Source organism: Kitasatospora sp. NEAU-CNBT7, assembly GCF_057220535.1.
Map to the genome: position 1 here is coordinate 150,219 of NZ_JBXQQB010000003.1, position 13,145 is coordinate 163,363.

A 13,145-nucleotide genomic window follows, 5' to 3' on the forward strand; every position below is an offset into this window, starting at 1 on the left:
ACCCGTCAGCCGGTCCCCTGCTGGACCGGACCGGACATCGTCTCGATGGGCAGGAACGGCCACCGCGGCTCCTCCCGGGTGAGGCACGCCAGCTCCTCCGGTGGTTCGGCACCATCGCGAACGGCCGTGATGTACGCCTTCGCGTCCCGCACGCTCAGCCGCGGGGCCTGCTTGCGGAGGTGTTTCATGGCGGCCGCGACACTGGCCGAACGGACGAGATCGCGAACGGCCGACGCCAGCGGATCGGGCCGCCTGATGCCCTTGACCTGCAGAAGGTACTGCTCCTCCCAGCCCTCCTCGTCGCGGGTGACGGCGGGCACGTAGTGGATGCTCCCGTCGTGGCGGTCCACCAGGTAGTGACCGCCGACGAAGCTGCCACGCACGTCACGCGCGCGGGCCTGTTCCGCCGAGCGCCAGAAGACGAGCCAACCGACCGCGCGTTCCTGCACGTGGTAGATGTCCGGAGTGGGGGCGGGCCCGCTCCATGGCCACGTCGGCAGCTCGCCGGCCAGGAAGGACTCGACGAGCTCGACAGCGCGTTTCTCGGAGATCACGATCTCATCATTCACCACAGGCCACCCGGCCGTCGGCCTGCGGGCGCGGCCCCGCCGGGGTGAGCGCAGAGCTGGAACTGCGTTTGTGCAGTCAGGAAGGGCTGCGAACGGGAGCGGGCGGTGCGGTCGTCGCCTGTGTGCCGGGCTCCGCGGTTCTGTGCAGGAGTTCGGCGTCCGTGCAGTAGGTGTCCGGATCATCGACGAGGCAGAGCACATAGCCGGTGTGATCGCGGAAGGCGCTCGGGTGGAGGAGGCAGTCGGAGCGCCCCTCGGCGGGAACGGGGAATCGGGTGGACAGTCCGTAGCCCTCGGTGGCGGCAGGGTCGGAGTGGGCGGAGAGGTCGGAGTCGCGGACGTCAAACTGCCAGGTTCCTTCGGGTCCGCAGGGCTCGACCAGGCCATTGACGGCAACGCGGTGGTCAGGATCGAACCGCAGCGTGACGCCGTCGCCGTTCGTCCAGGTGCCGACCAGGTCGCCCTGGTTGATCAGGACTTCGTCGGGCCGCGAGCCGAGAACTCCGCAACCCGGCGCCGCCGCGACGCAGGACACCAGGACCAGCACCCATGCTGCGGCACGCGCGCCGCGCCTCGAGCGCGCGCGCAGCGCTGCCGTGTTCACGCGCGGCCACCCCCTTCCACCGCCCGGCGCACGGAGTGACCGGCTGTTCATGGACGGCCCCATCATGCCAGCAGATTTGAACGCGTTCAACATGGTGGGTGTCGAGATCACTCCAGCTGCGAACCCTGCGCGCGCGGCTCCCACGACGGAAGGCGGTCCCCTTCACCCGCTCTCCCCGGCGCTTACCGGGCCGGAGAGCGCCCATGCCTGTGCAGTGGCGGTCAGCGTCGGGAGGTGGCCCGCGGAGCCGGCGTCGCACGGCGTACCGCCCGCCCTGCCGGTCGGCCGGAGCACCTGGTCCATGGTCAGGTCGGCGTACGGATCGCGCGGCTCGCTACCCGTGCCAGGGGTGGTCCGGGCGGCCGGGGGTGGTGTGGTCGAGGCGGAAGAGGCGGCCGGACGGGTCGTCAGGGGAGTCGACGGCGGTACGGGTGGTGCGGGCGGTGGTGATGTAGAGGGTGGTCAGGTCGGGGCCGGCGAAGGTGCAGCTGGTCGGGCGGGGGACCGGGAACTCGACGGTGGCGAGCAGGTGGCCGGTCGGGGTGAGGCAGTGGACGGCGGCGCCGTCCCAGAACGCGACCCAGAGGTTGCCGTCGGCGTCCAGGGTCATGCCGTCGGGCACTCCGGGGAGGTGGGAGACGTCGAGGGAGCGGATGCGGGGGCCGACCGGGCCGTGTTCGGGGTACTCGTAGAGGTCGATCCGGCGGGTGGGGCTGTCGATGTACCAGAGTCGGTCGGGTTCGGGCCAGGCGAGGCCGTTGGGGATGGCGAGGCCGCCGAGAATGGTGGTGACCGTGCCGTCGGGCTCGAGGCGGTGGAGGCGGCCGTCGAGGTGGGGTTCGGCGGTCCGCATGGTGCCGGCGACCATCCGCCCGTACGGGTCGCAGGCGCCGTCGTTCATCCGCCGCTCCGGCCGGTCGGCCTCGACCGGGGCGAGCAGGCGGCCGGTGCCGTCGGCGGTGTCGAGGAGTTCGAAGCCGCGCTCGGTGGCGAGCAGGACCCGGCCGTCGCCGGCCGGTGTCAAAGCGCCTGGCGTCACGGGGAGTTCGAGGCCCGCGGTGGCGCCGGTGCGGTGGTCCAGCCAGCGCAGCCGGCGGTCCGGGATGCCGATCCAGTAGAGGCGGCCGGTCGCGGCGTCCCAGGTGGGGCCCTCGCCGAGATCGAGGCGGTGGAGGTCGGCGGGTTCGGCGCGCATGCGGCTCCTCGGAGGCGGTGGGGCGAACGGGGCTGGGGACGGGTGAGTGGTTGGACCAGGATGTCATCGGCGCCGAGGCGGCGGGGGTGACACCCGGCCGGACGCGCCGCCGTAGCCGGTAGGCCGTCCCACCATGCGGGACGGCCCGGCCGCCGCTGTCGGCGCCCTTGACGCGGCCCGGGCGGGGGATGACACTCCGACACAGGACTCGTCGAACCTGGGTGGGAGAGCCGTGAGGCGTGCGGAGCCGGTCACCGATGGCTCGGCCCACGCTGTCCGCCTGCTCCCGACGCTGACGAGCCGTCGCCACATCGACCTGCAGCGGGTCTGCAGCAGCATGGGTCGAGCAGCCGCTCCCCACGGCCCGGCGGCCACGCTCTTCTGATTCCCCCTCGGGCAGCCGCCCGCCCTCGCCCGCCCCGAGGCCCGCGCCTCCCCCCACCCGATGCGTCGTACGCGCGCGTCCGCGTACCCCCGACCCTGGGAGACCCATGTCCGCCACGTCCCCGTCCGCCGTGCCCGCCCTCCGCGGGAGGATCGGCCACGACGCCCGCAGCGGCTACTACCCGGTGCCGCACCGCTACCGGCTCCACCTGACACCGTCCTGTCCGCACTGTCTGCAGATCGCCGTCACCCACAGCCTGCTCGGCCTCGAGGACACCCTCCCGGTGACCGTTCTGCCCGCACTGCCGGACGACGGTGACGGCGGGTACCTGGCGCTGCGACCGCTGTACGAGGCGAGCGCGCACCAGTACCGCGGCCCGGCCGGGGCGCCGGTGCTCAGCGACAGCTGGAGCGGACGGATCGTCAGCACCGACCCCGTCGAGATCCTCACCGACCTGGCCCGGCGCTTCCCCGGTCCCCGCGTCGGTCCCCGCATCGGCATCGGCCCCGGCGTCGGCGCTGAGCCCGACCACGACCCCGACCGCGACCCCGACCGCGACCCCGACCGCGGTCCCGACGTTCATCCGGACCTGTACCCGCACGGCCTGGAGACAGCGGTCGAGACCGTCCGGCAGCTGTGTGAACGCAGCATCAACGACCCGGCGCAGCGCGCGGGCCGCTCCGACGCCACCCCCGCCGAGCGCGCGACGGCGCTGCGGAGCCTGCTGGACGGCCTCGGCGAGCTCGAGCGGCGGCTGGGTACCCGCAGCCACCTGCTGGGCGAGGAGTTGACCCTCGCGGACGTGGAGCTCTGGGTGGCCCTGGTGCGGCTGGACACCGTGCACCGCTGGCACCTGGACGCCGCCGCCGTCCGGCTCATCGCCGACCACCCCCGGCTCTGGGGTCACGCCCGCCGGCTGGCCGGACACCCCGCCTTCGGCCGCCACCTCGACCTGGACGCCATCGCCCGCCGCCACCACGCCGGGTGCCGGGGCGAGGAGGCCGCCGGTGCGGCGATCCAGATCGTCGACTGGGCGGAGCACGCCCGGCGGCGGGTGCACTCCGGCTGATCCGCCACCGCCGCTCCCGCAGGCGTCGGCGGTGCCGCCGACCTGGGCGGACGGGTCACCCGGGCCGGTAGCCGGTGAGCAGCAGGGCGATGTCGTCGGTACGGTGCGGTGAACGCAGGGCCTTGCGCAGCAGCTGGTCGGCGAGTTCCTCGAGGTCAGCGGCGCGGGCGTGGGCCAGGGCGGCCCGCAGCCGGTCGATGCCCAGGTCGATGTCGGTGCCGCGTTCCTCCACCAGGCCGTCGGTGTAGAGGGCGAGGACCGACCCCGGGGGAAGGTCCAGCCGGGTCTGCGGGTAGGTGCCGGCGCTGTCGACGCCCAGGAGCGGGCCGCCCGCCAGTTCCAGCGCCTCGGTGCTGCCGTCGGGTCGGCGCAGCAGCGGCGGGCAGTGCCCGGCGCGGACGGCGTACGCATGGTGGGTGCCGGCGTCGATGCGGATGTAGCAGCAACTGGCGAGCAGCCCGGGGCCGAGGTCGGCCAGCAGCCGGTTGGTTCCGGCCAGCACCTCGCCGGGCGAGTGGCCGGCGGTGGCGAAGGCCCGTACGGCGCTGCGCAGTTGGCCCATGGTGCCGGCCGCGGCGACGCTGTGGCCCTCGACGTCCCCGATGACGAGGTCCACGCCGTCCGCGGTGGGGATCACGTCGTACCAGTCGCCGCCGATGTCCATCTCGCTGGTGCCGGGCAGGTACCGGCCGGTGGTGCGGATGCCTGGCAGGACCGGGAGGCGGTGGGGCAGCAGCGCGTTCTGCAGGCCGTGCGCGAGGGCGGACTTCGTGTCGTAGAGCCGGGCGCGTTCGAGGGCCTGGGCGATCAGGCCGCTCAACGCGGTGAGGATGCCGCGGTCCTTGGTGGTGAAGTGGTGGATCTCGTCGAAGCCGATGATGCAGGTGCCGACCGGGCGGTTGGAGGCGATCAGCGGCAGGTAGGCCCAGGCCCCCACGCCCTCCATGGCGTGGGCCGGGGCGGTGCCGGCGGGCCCGGTGCCGGTGGGCGCGGCCCCGGTGGGCCCGGCGTCGGTGAGATCCTGCCGCGACTCGACGAACAGGGGAACGCCGGGGGCCAGGGTCTCCGTACCGGGGAGCGGGGTGTCGAGCGGTTTGCCCTCCAGCCAGTGCAGGAAGCGGTCGTGGTGGCCGGTGTTGAACAGCAGGTGCAGACGGCGTTCGTCGATCACGTAGATGGCCAGGTGCTGTCCGCCGAAGGCCGGCAGCAGCTGGTCGCCGACCACCTCGCACACCTCACCCGTGGTGACGGCCTCGGTCAGGGCGCTGCCCAGTTGCAGGACCCGGTAGATGGCGCCGAGGCGCGCGGGCGCCGCCGTGGTCGTCGGCGGGTCCGGCACGGGGCTCCCGGAGCCGGGGGAAGCCGTGGTCCCTCGGGCGGCACTCGGCGGGCCGGGCACCTCCGGCGGTGATTGCGGCGGCCCGGACGGCACCACCCGGCCGGTCACGCCGTTCTCGTCCGGGTGCAGGGAGAAGGCGAGCCACCGGTCCGGCGGGCGGCGGACCAGGAAGGTGGTGGGCTGCTGCGAGACCATCGCGGCCCGGTGCCGGTCCTCGTAGATGGGGTCGGACAGCCAGGGCAGGACCTCCCACGGGCGGCGGCCGAGCAGGTCCGGGACCGGGACCCCGAGCAGCTCCTCCAGGCTGCGATTGGCGTAGGTCACCCGACCGTCCGGGGCGAGCGAGAAGAGTCCGTCCCGGAGCCGTTCCACCGCGGTGACGGCCGCGGCACCGGCCGCGGCGTCGAGCACGCAGCCGACCAGGTGACTGCGGGCCTCCTCGCCGGTCGCCTCGGGCACCCGGCCCCACAGCTCGACAGTGCGGTACCCGTCGTCCGCGCGGATCCGCAGGCGGCGGGCGAGCACCCTGCCGTCCGCGGCGGCCGCGCGGGCCGTCGCCCGGAGCGAGACCCGGTCGCCGGGGTGCAGGCGGGCGGCGAGCGAGTCGGCCCGCCCGTCGAACGCACCGGGTGCCAGGCCGAAGATCGCGCACAGCTCGTCGTCGGCGGACACGGTCCCGGTGTCGAGCCGCCAGTCGAACAGGCCGACGCGGACGGCCGGCGCGGTCGGGGCCGGGACCTCGATGGGCACCGTCGAGCCGTCGTAGTCGAACGCGGCGCCGCGCTCCCGAAGGGCGGCGAGGGCGGTGCCGAGCCGGTTGGCGATGGCCCGCAGGTGGCGCAGCTGGGCCCTGGACAGTCCCGCGTGGCCGGGTGGCGCCGACCAGACCACCGCCAGCGCTCCCAGGCTCTCCGGCCCGGCCCTGACCGGTACCGATGCCGAGCCGAACGCGTACGGCAGGGCCACCGCGAGCTGCGGATAGCGCCGCGCCGTCTCGTCCGCGTCGGCCAGGTGGACGGTCCGTCCCGACCGGTAGGCCGCGGCCACCGGGATGGGGCTGCTGACCGGGATGAGCCGCCAGCCGCCGAGCAGCGACGGCGAGGCCCCGCAGGTGGCGGCCAGCACGATCGAACGGTCGTCCCGGGAGCGGAGGAAGACGCTCGCAGCATGGCCGCCGGTCTCCCGGATGGCCTTGACGACGGCCGCCACCAGGGCGTCCTCGCACTCCGCCGTCACACCGTCGGCCGCCGCGGCCCCGGCCGGCCCGCCGGGTCCGTGCGGCCCGCCGGGGCGGCCGCCGTCCGGCGGGGCGGCCGTGTCCGGCGGGGTGGCCGTGCCGCTCCCGACCTGCGGTCCCGCTCGCCCCACCGGTTGGTGCCGGTTCATGCTTCCCGCTCTACGTCCGGCGGACGCCACTGTCAAGGCGGAGCCGGCGGCGACGGCGGCCGGGACAGGCGACGGCCGGCCTGACGTCCGGGCGCCGGTGATCCGCCGCCCGCCCGCGGTCGGTCCCGCGCCGCCCGCCCGGGTGCCGGCGGCGCCGGACCGGCCGGTCGGCGGTCAGGGCCGGAGGTTCTCCAGGTCCGCCAGGAGGCCGGGGTGCCTCGGCTCCCAGCCGAGCACCTGCCGGGTGTGGGTGCTGGACGCGGGCTGGTCGTTCGCGAAGATCTGGGCGAGGGGGCCGTAGGTCTCCGCCGGGACCGATGCGACCGGCAGGCCCAGGCACCGGCCGATGACCGCCGCGATGTCGCGCACCTCGTCCCCCTCGTCGGCCACGGCGTGCCAGGAGGTGCCGGCCGGGGCCTGCTCCAGGGCGAGCCGGATCAGGACGGCCGCGTCGAGTGCGTGCACCGCCGGCCAGCGCTGAGACCCGTCGCCGGGGTAGCCGGACACGCCGGTGCGGCGCGCGATGTCGGTCAGCAGGCCGGCGAACCCGCCGGCGCCCTGGTTGTGAACCGTGCGCGGCATCCGCACGGCCGTGCTGCGGACCCCGCGCGAGGCCAGCCCCAGGACGTCGTTGACCGCGCGGCCGCGGCCGCCGACCGGCCCGTCGGTGGGCAGCGGGTCGGTCTCGACGGAGGCGCGGCCGGGTACCAGGGGCGTGCCGGAGACGGTGACGAACGGGCGGTCGCTGCCGACCAGTTCCTCGCCGAGGGCCGCGAGGGCGGCGCTCTCCTCGGCGACCGAGTTGGCGAGGGCGTCGCGGCTGCTGAAGTCGTTGCCGAACGCCAGGTGGATCACCCCGTCGGCCCGGGCTGCGCCGGTGCGCAGGACGTCCAGGTCGGCGAGGGCTCCGGTCAGCGGCTCGGCGCCGGCCGCCTCGGCTGCCGCCGCGGAGGCGGCCGACCGGGCCAGGGCGAGGACGGTGTGGCCGTGGCCGAGCAGTTCTGCGATGACCGGGGCCCCGATCAGCCCGGTGCCACCGGTGACGAAAACGCGCATGGGGAACTCCCTCGAGTGATGGGACTCTTGTCTCATCACTCTACAGGTGATGGGACAAAAGTCCCATCGGCTAGGATGAGCCCATGGGAAGGTGGGAACCGGGGGCGCGCGAACGTCTCGTCGTGGCCGCCGTCGACCTGTTCGCCGAGCAGGGGTACGACGTCACGACCGTCACGCAGATCGCCGAGCGCGCCGGGGTCACCAAGAGCACGTTCTTCCGGCACTTCCCCGACAAGCGCGAACTGCTGGTGGCCGGGCAGGACACGCTGAGCCGGCTGCTGGCCGAGGGCATCGCCGATGCGCCCGCCGGCGCCGGCCCGATCGAGGCGATCGCCGCAGGCCTCGAACGCGCCTCGGGTGCGATGGGGCCGATGAACCGTGAACTCGCCCCGCGGGTGAGGGCCGCCGTCGCCGCCAGCGTCGAACTCCAGGAGCGCGACGCGCTCAAGAGTGTCGGCCTCGCCGCGGCGATGACGACCGCTCTGGTCGCCCGCGGTGTCCCCGACGCGGCCGCGGCGCTGGCCGGTGAGCTGGGCGTCCTCGCCTTCAAACGAGGGTTCGCCGAGTGGTCCGAGGGTGACCGCGACGCCGACGAGGAGCTCGCCGGGTACACCCTGGCGGCGCTGCGCGAACTGTGCGCGGCCGGTGCAACGCTGGCCTGGTCGGACGGGCCGTCCGCCCGCTGAGCGCCGGCGGCCGCCTGCTGGGCGCCGCCTGCCCGCTGAGTGCCGGTCGCCTGCTGGGCGCCGGTCGGTCCGGAGCGGCGGATCGCGGGGGCGGAGTGGGTCGCGGCCGGGGTGCAGGTGGCGGTCGGGCGTGTGATCTCGGTCGGTGACTGTCCGTCAGCTGTGGGTCCGGGGGAGCGCGGTCACCGGGTGAGCGCGGCGGCGGGCTGCGGCGCTCCGCGGCCGGTGGGCCGCGGGCGGGCGCCCGGGAGGGCCAGCGCGACCGCGGCGCCGAGCAGGCAGATGCCGGCCGCGACGGTGCAGGCGAGGTGGAACCCGTCCATGAAGGAGCTCTGCACCGCTGTCCGCAGGAGTTGTCGGGCCGTTCCGTCCGTGGAGTCCGCGGTGTGCAGGGCGGCGGCGACGGACCCCTGGGCCGCGGTCGCGGTCCCGGCCGGAAGCGTGGCGAAGGCCGTGGATGCCAGCTGGGAGGCGTAGAGGGAGGTGAAGATGCTGCCGATGATGGCGACGCCGAGGGTGCCGCCGGTCTCGCGGGTGGCGTCGTTGACGGCGGATCCGACACCGGCCTTGGCCGGAGGCAGGACGCTGAGGATCGATTCGGTGGCCGGAGCGGTGGTCAGGCCGAGTCCGAGCCCCATGAGGACCATCTGACCGACGATCTGGCCGTACGGCTGGAAAGCCGGCGACAGGGCGATCCAGCCGAACGAGGCGGTGAGGAGCAGCAGGCCCGTGGTCACGACCGCGCGGGTTCCGGCTCGCGCGGCGAGTGCGACGCCGCCGAGCGAGCCGAGCGCGATGGTCAGGGCGACCGGGAGGATGCGCACCCCGGTGGCGAGGGCGCCGTACCCGCGGATGAACTGGAAGTACTGCGTCACCAGGAAGATGAAGCCGAACAGCGCGAAGAACGCGACGGTGACGGCGGCGCTGGCGGCGGAGAAGGCCGGGGTGCGGAACAGGGAGACGTCGACCATCGGGTGGCGGCGCCCGCGTTCGACCAGGACGAACAGGATCCCCAGGGCGGCGGCGCCCGCGAAGCCGGCGAGGGTGGCGGGCGTGCTCCAACCGCGGTTCGGGGCCTCGATGATGGTGTAGACGAGGAGGCCGACGGCGGTGGACGCGGTGAGCAGTCCGGGCGGGTCCAGGCGGGCGTTCGACGGGTCCCGGGACTCCGGTACCCAGAGCCAGGAGGCGGCCAGGGCGATCAGCGCGACCGGTACGAGGGCGAGGAAGACCGACGGCCAGGCGAAGTGGGCGAGCAGGAGCCCGCCGGCCATCGGGCCGATGGCGACGCCGAGGCCGGTGACCGCGCCCCACAGCCCCACCGCCTTCGCGCGTTCGCCGCGCTGCGGATAGCAGTTGGTGATGACGGACAGGGTCGTCGGGAAGATGACCGCCGCGCACGCCCCCATCGCGAAGCGGACGGCGATCAGCGCCTGGGAGGACCCGGCGGCGGCCCCCACCGTGCTGGTGAGCGCGAAGCCCGCGAGTCCGGCGAGGAGTGCGGGCCGTCGGCCGAACCGGTCGCCGAGCGAGCCGGCGGTCAGGACCAGGGCCGCGAAGGCGAGGTTGTAGCCGTCGACGATCCACTGGAGGTCACGGGTCGTCGCGTTCAACTGGCGTCCCAGGTCGGGGAGGGCGACGTTGACGATCGTCGTGTCCAGGTTGATCGCGAAGGCCGCGAGGCAGACGGACGCGAGGGCCAGGGAGCGCCGGGGCGCGGGGCGGTGGGGCATGACTGCCTCCGACCAGGTGGGGCCGATGTTGGCGGGACTGATGTTGACAGTGGGAACATGTGGACATTTGCCAGCATTCCACCGCAAAGTGGACATTGTCAACACCGGAGGGACGAAGACGTGGCCATGAGCCGGGCTTACCACCACGGCAATCTGCGGGAGGCCCTGGTGGCCGGCGGGGTGGACCTCGCGCGCACCGGCGGGCCCGCCGCGGTGGTCCTGCGGGCCGTCGGCCGACGGGCGGGCGTCTCGCACAACGCCGCCTACCGGCACTTCGCCAACCGCGAGGACCTGCTGGCGGCGGTGGCCGGGCGCTGCATGGAGCAGCTGGGGCTGCTGATGATCAGCCGGTCCGGCGCCGTGGACCTGGCCGACGAGGTGCCGGCCGCCTGGGCGCGGCTGTCGGCGATCGGCGAGGCGTACGTCGACTTCGCCATCGCCGAACCGGGCTGGTTCCGGACCGCGTTCTGCGGTGCCGCCGCGCCCCCGCGGAAGGAGGCGACCGGCGGCGGACCCGGCGCCGACCCCTTCGCCATCCTGTCCTCCCACCTCGACGACCTGGTCCGGTGCGGCGCCGTCCCGGCCGGGCGCCGGCCGGGCGCCGAGTACGCGGCCTGGTCCGCGGTCCACGGCCTGTCGGACCTGCTGGTGGAGGGGCCGCTGCGGGGTCTGCCCGACACCGAGGTCCGGGTGGCGCTCTCCTCGGTCCTGTCGACCGTCACCCGGGGCCTGTGATCACCGTGACCGCGCAGCCGTGAACGGCCCCCGCTCCGTGCCCGCTGTCCCCGGTTGCCGGTTGCCGGTTGCCGGCTGTCGGTCGTCGAGGCGGCCCGGGCCCGGGAGTTCAGTCCGGGAGGGCGGCGAGCCAGCCGGTCAGGAGCCGGTTGACGTCGTCGGGGCGCTCCTGCTGGATCCAGTGCCCGCAGCCGTCCAGGAGGTGGGAGGAGGCCAGGGCGGGGAGGGTGGTGGGGAAGGCGTCGATGGCGTCGGCCATCCAGGTCGTCGAGGCGTCCAGGGCGCCCCCGATGAACAGGGACGGCTGCTTGATCGGGGCCCCGCGGTGGGGCGCGAGGTCCTCCCAGTCGCGGTCCATGCAGCGGTAGCGGTTGAGGGCGCCGGTCAGGCCGGTGCGCTCGAACTCCCCGGCGTAGACGTCGAGATCGTCCTCGGTGAGCCAGGCGGGGAGCTCGCCCACCGGGAAGCGGTCGCGCAGCAGGCCGTGGCCGCGGGTCACGAAGTGCGGGTCGGGCCGGTCCCCGGCGGGCATGGTGTCGGCGGACAGCGCGGCGTAGAAGCCGGCGAGCCAGCCCCGGACGTCGGGCTCGATCTCCGCCTCGGCGCGGCCGGGCTCCTGGAAGTAGGAGACGTAGAACTCCTGCTCGGGGCCGCCGATCAGGCCGAAGACCTCGCTGGGCCGCGGGCCGCCGGGCGGCGCGTAGGGGACGCTCAGCAGCGCGACGGCGCGGAAGACGTCCGGCCGGAGCAGGGCGGATGCGCCGGCGATGGTGGCGCCCCAGTCGTGTCCGACGATCACCGCCTGCTCCTCACCGAGGGCTCGTACCAGGGCGACGTTGTCCTCCACCAGGTCGAGCATCCGGTAGGCGTCCGCGGCGGCCGGCCGGGACGAGCGGCCGTAGCCGCGCACGTCGGGCGCGACCGCCCGGAATCCCGCGGCGGCGAGGGCCGGGAGCTGGTGGCGCCAGGAGTACCAGGACTCGGGGAAGCCGTGGACCAGCAGGACCAGCGGGCCGGTTCCCTGCTCGACCAGGTGCAGGCGCCCGGCGGGCGCGTCGATGGTGCGGTGCCGGAGACCGGAGGACTCGGTGCGCTGCTGCATGGGCTTCTCCTCGGTGTGCAGGGGCCACGGGTTCCCGCCGATCATGCGTCGGACCGGGCGCTCGACGCGAGAAACGTTGCCGTTCCGGCAACAACGGCAACAACGGCAACAACGGCACCGACGGCACCGACGCCTCCGGCCGAACGGCAGGACGGAGACGTGGCGCGTCGGCGGCCGGGGAGCTCGGTGGTGACCCGCGGTCAGCGGGTGGGGATGGCGAGCAGCAGCGCGAAGCGGGCCGACCGGTCGGTCCACCAGTGGCTGACGGTGAAGCCGCCGTCGGCGAGCTCCGCGGTGAGTGCCTCGCGGCGGAACTTGCCGGAGATCTCGGTCCGCACGCTCTCCTCGGCCGCGAGTTCGAGGACCAGGTCCACGGCCGGGATCTTGACCGTCTGGGCGTTGCGCGAACGCAGGTGCATCTCGATCCGTTCCGCGGCCTCGTTCCACACCGCCACGTGGTCGAACGCGGCCGGGTCGAAGTCGGCGCCCAGTTCGCGGTTGAGGACGTTCAGGACGTTCTTGTTGAAGGCCGCGGTCACGCCTCGGCCGTCGTCGTAGGCGCGGATCAGCGTTCCGGGGTCCTTGACCAGGTCAGCGCCGAGCAGCAGGGCGTCGTCGCCGCCGAGCCCGTGCCGCAGCGTGGTGTAGAACGACCGGCGTTGGGCGGGGTCCAGGTTGCCGATGGTGCTGCCGAGGAAGGCCAGCAGGCGGGGGCCGGGTTCGTCGCCGAGTGCCAGGTCCTGTTCGAAGTCGGTGACGGTGGCGGCGACTTGCAGGCCGGGGTAGTCGCGGCAGAGCGCCTCCCCGGCCTCGGCGAGCGCGGAGTCGCTGACGTCCAGTGGCGCGTAGCGCTGCAGGGTGCCGGCGGCGGTGAGCGCGTCCAGGAGCAGACGGGTCTTGCGGGAGGAACCCGAGCCGAGCTCGACCAGGGTACGGGCCCGGGTCAGCGCGGCGATCTCGGGCGCCCGCCGGGCGAGGATCTCCTGCTCGGCCCGGGTCGGGTAGTACTCGGGCAGACGGGTGATCTGCTCGAAGAGCTCGCTGCCGTGGGCGTCGTAGAACCACTTGGACGGCAGCGTCCTGGGCGCCTCGGAGAGGCCGTGCAGGACGTCCGCGCGCAGCGTGGTGGCGAGGTGGTCGTGGGGGAGCCGGTGGTCGAGCGTGAAGCGGTTCGTCATCGTGCTGCGCTCCTCGGTGGTGCGGTCCTTGGCGGTGCGGTTCTCGGCGCTGGGGTTTTCGGTGGTGCGGGACGGGCGTGGGGCGGCGGGCCGCAGTGGGGTCACCCG

The 13,145-nt window shown here is 74.4% G+C and carries 12 protein-coding genes; 4 read left to right on the plus strand and 8 right to left on the minus strand.

The window, feature by feature from the left end; genetic code table 11:
- Positions 1 to 5: 5 nt before the first annotated feature.
- From AC2TEW_RS05560 to AC2TEW_RS05570, 3 genes are all read right to left on the minus strand, one after another.
- On the minus strand, positions 6 to 569 hold the full coding sequence (locus tag AC2TEW_RS05560; protein WP_484622175.1) for a YrhB domain-containing protein: 564 nt from the start codon (positions 567 to 569) through the stop codon (positions 6 to 8).
- Positions 570 to 645: 76 nt separating this feature from the next.
- Entirely contained in the window at positions 646 to 1,173 is a 528-nt protein-coding gene (locus tag AC2TEW_RS05565) for a hypothetical protein (RefSeq protein WP_484622176.1), read from the minus strand.
- Between the two features lie 334 nt (positions 1,174 to 1,507).
- Positions 1,508 to 2,368, minus strand: a complete 861-nt coding sequence (locus AC2TEW_RS05570; protein WP_484622177.1) for an SMP-30/gluconolactonase/LRE family protein — start codon at positions 2,366 to 2,368, stop codon at positions 1,508 to 1,510.
- A gap of 133 nt (positions 2,369 to 2,501) precedes the next feature.
- Here AC2TEW_RS05570 and AC2TEW_RS05575 point away from each other — a divergent pair, with 133 nt between their 5' ends.
- Together AC2TEW_RS05575 and AC2TEW_RS05580 are read left to right on the plus strand one after the other, a co-directional pair.
- On the plus strand, positions 2,502 to 2,753 hold the full coding sequence (locus tag AC2TEW_RS05575) for a putative leader peptide (RefSeq protein ID WP_484622178.1): 252 nt from the start codon (positions 2,502 to 2,504) through the stop codon (positions 2,751 to 2,753).
- 106 nt (positions 2,754 to 2,859) lie between these two features.
- The gene (locus AC2TEW_RS05580) at positions 2,860 to 3,822 is read left to right on the plus strand and encodes a glutathione S-transferase C-terminal domain-containing protein (protein WP_484622179.1); all 963 of its coding nucleotides are present in this window, start codon (positions 2,860 to 2,862) and stop codon (positions 3,820 to 3,822) included.
- 55 nt (positions 3,823 to 3,877) lie between these two features.
- Here the strand turns inward: AC2TEW_RS05580 and AC2TEW_RS05585 are convergent, their stop codons facing one another.
- Both AC2TEW_RS05585 and AC2TEW_RS05590 read right to left on the minus strand, forming a co-directional pair.
- Positions 3,878 to 6,547, minus strand: coding sequence for a SpoIIE family protein phosphatase (locus AC2TEW_RS05585; protein ID WP_484622180.1), 2,670 nt, complete (start codon positions 6,545 to 6,547; stop codon positions 3,878 to 3,880).
- 174 nt (positions 6,548 to 6,721) lie between these two features.
- Positions 6,722 to 7,603: an NAD-dependent epimerase/dehydratase family protein gene (locus AC2TEW_RS05590; protein WP_484622181.1), complete on the minus strand. Its 882-nt coding sequence runs from the start codon at positions 7,601 to 7,603 to the stop codon at positions 6,722 to 6,724.
- 83 nt (positions 7,604 to 7,686) lie between these two features.
- Here AC2TEW_RS05590 and AC2TEW_RS05595 point away from each other — a divergent pair, with 83 nt between their 5' ends.
- On the plus strand, positions 7,687 to 8,289 hold the full coding sequence (locus AC2TEW_RS05595) for a TetR/AcrR family transcriptional regulator (protein ID WP_484622182.1): 603 nt from the start codon (positions 7,687 to 7,689) through the stop codon (positions 8,287 to 8,289).
- Between the two features lie 182 nt (positions 8,290 to 8,471).
- Here the strand turns inward: AC2TEW_RS05595 and AC2TEW_RS05600 are convergent, their stop codons facing one another.
- Positions 8,472 to 10,022, minus strand: coding sequence for an MFS transporter (locus AC2TEW_RS05600; protein ID WP_484622183.1), 1,551 nt, complete (start codon positions 10,020 to 10,022; stop codon positions 8,472 to 8,474).
- A gap of 126 nt (positions 10,023 to 10,148) precedes the next feature.
- Between AC2TEW_RS05600 and AC2TEW_RS05605 the strand changes: the two genes are divergently transcribed.
- Positions 10,149 to 10,757 (plus strand): TetR/AcrR family transcriptional regulator, encoded by a 609-nt coding sequence (locus AC2TEW_RS05605; protein ID WP_484622184.1) that lies wholly within the window; start codon positions 10,149 to 10,151, stop codon positions 10,755 to 10,757.
- 109 nt (positions 10,758 to 10,866) lie between these two features.
- On the opposite strand, the gene AC2TEW_RS05610 is transcribed toward AC2TEW_RS05605, so the two are convergent.
- Together AC2TEW_RS05610 and egtD are read right to left on the minus strand one after the other, a co-directional pair.
- The gene (locus tag AC2TEW_RS05610) at positions 10,867 to 11,859 is read right to left on the minus strand and encodes an alpha/beta fold hydrolase (protein WP_484622185.1); all 993 of its coding nucleotides are present in this window, start codon (positions 11,857 to 11,859) and stop codon (positions 10,867 to 10,869) included.
- Between the two features lie 200 nt (positions 11,860 to 12,059).
- Positions 12,060 to 13,037 carry an L-histidine N(alpha)-methyltransferase gene (gene egtD / locus AC2TEW_RS05615; protein ID WP_484622397.1) on the minus strand — a complete coding sequence of 326 codons (978 nt, stop codon included), beginning with the start codon at positions 13,035 to 13,037 and terminating at the stop codon, positions 12,060 to 12,062.
- Positions 13,038 to 13,145 lie beyond the last annotated feature (108 nt).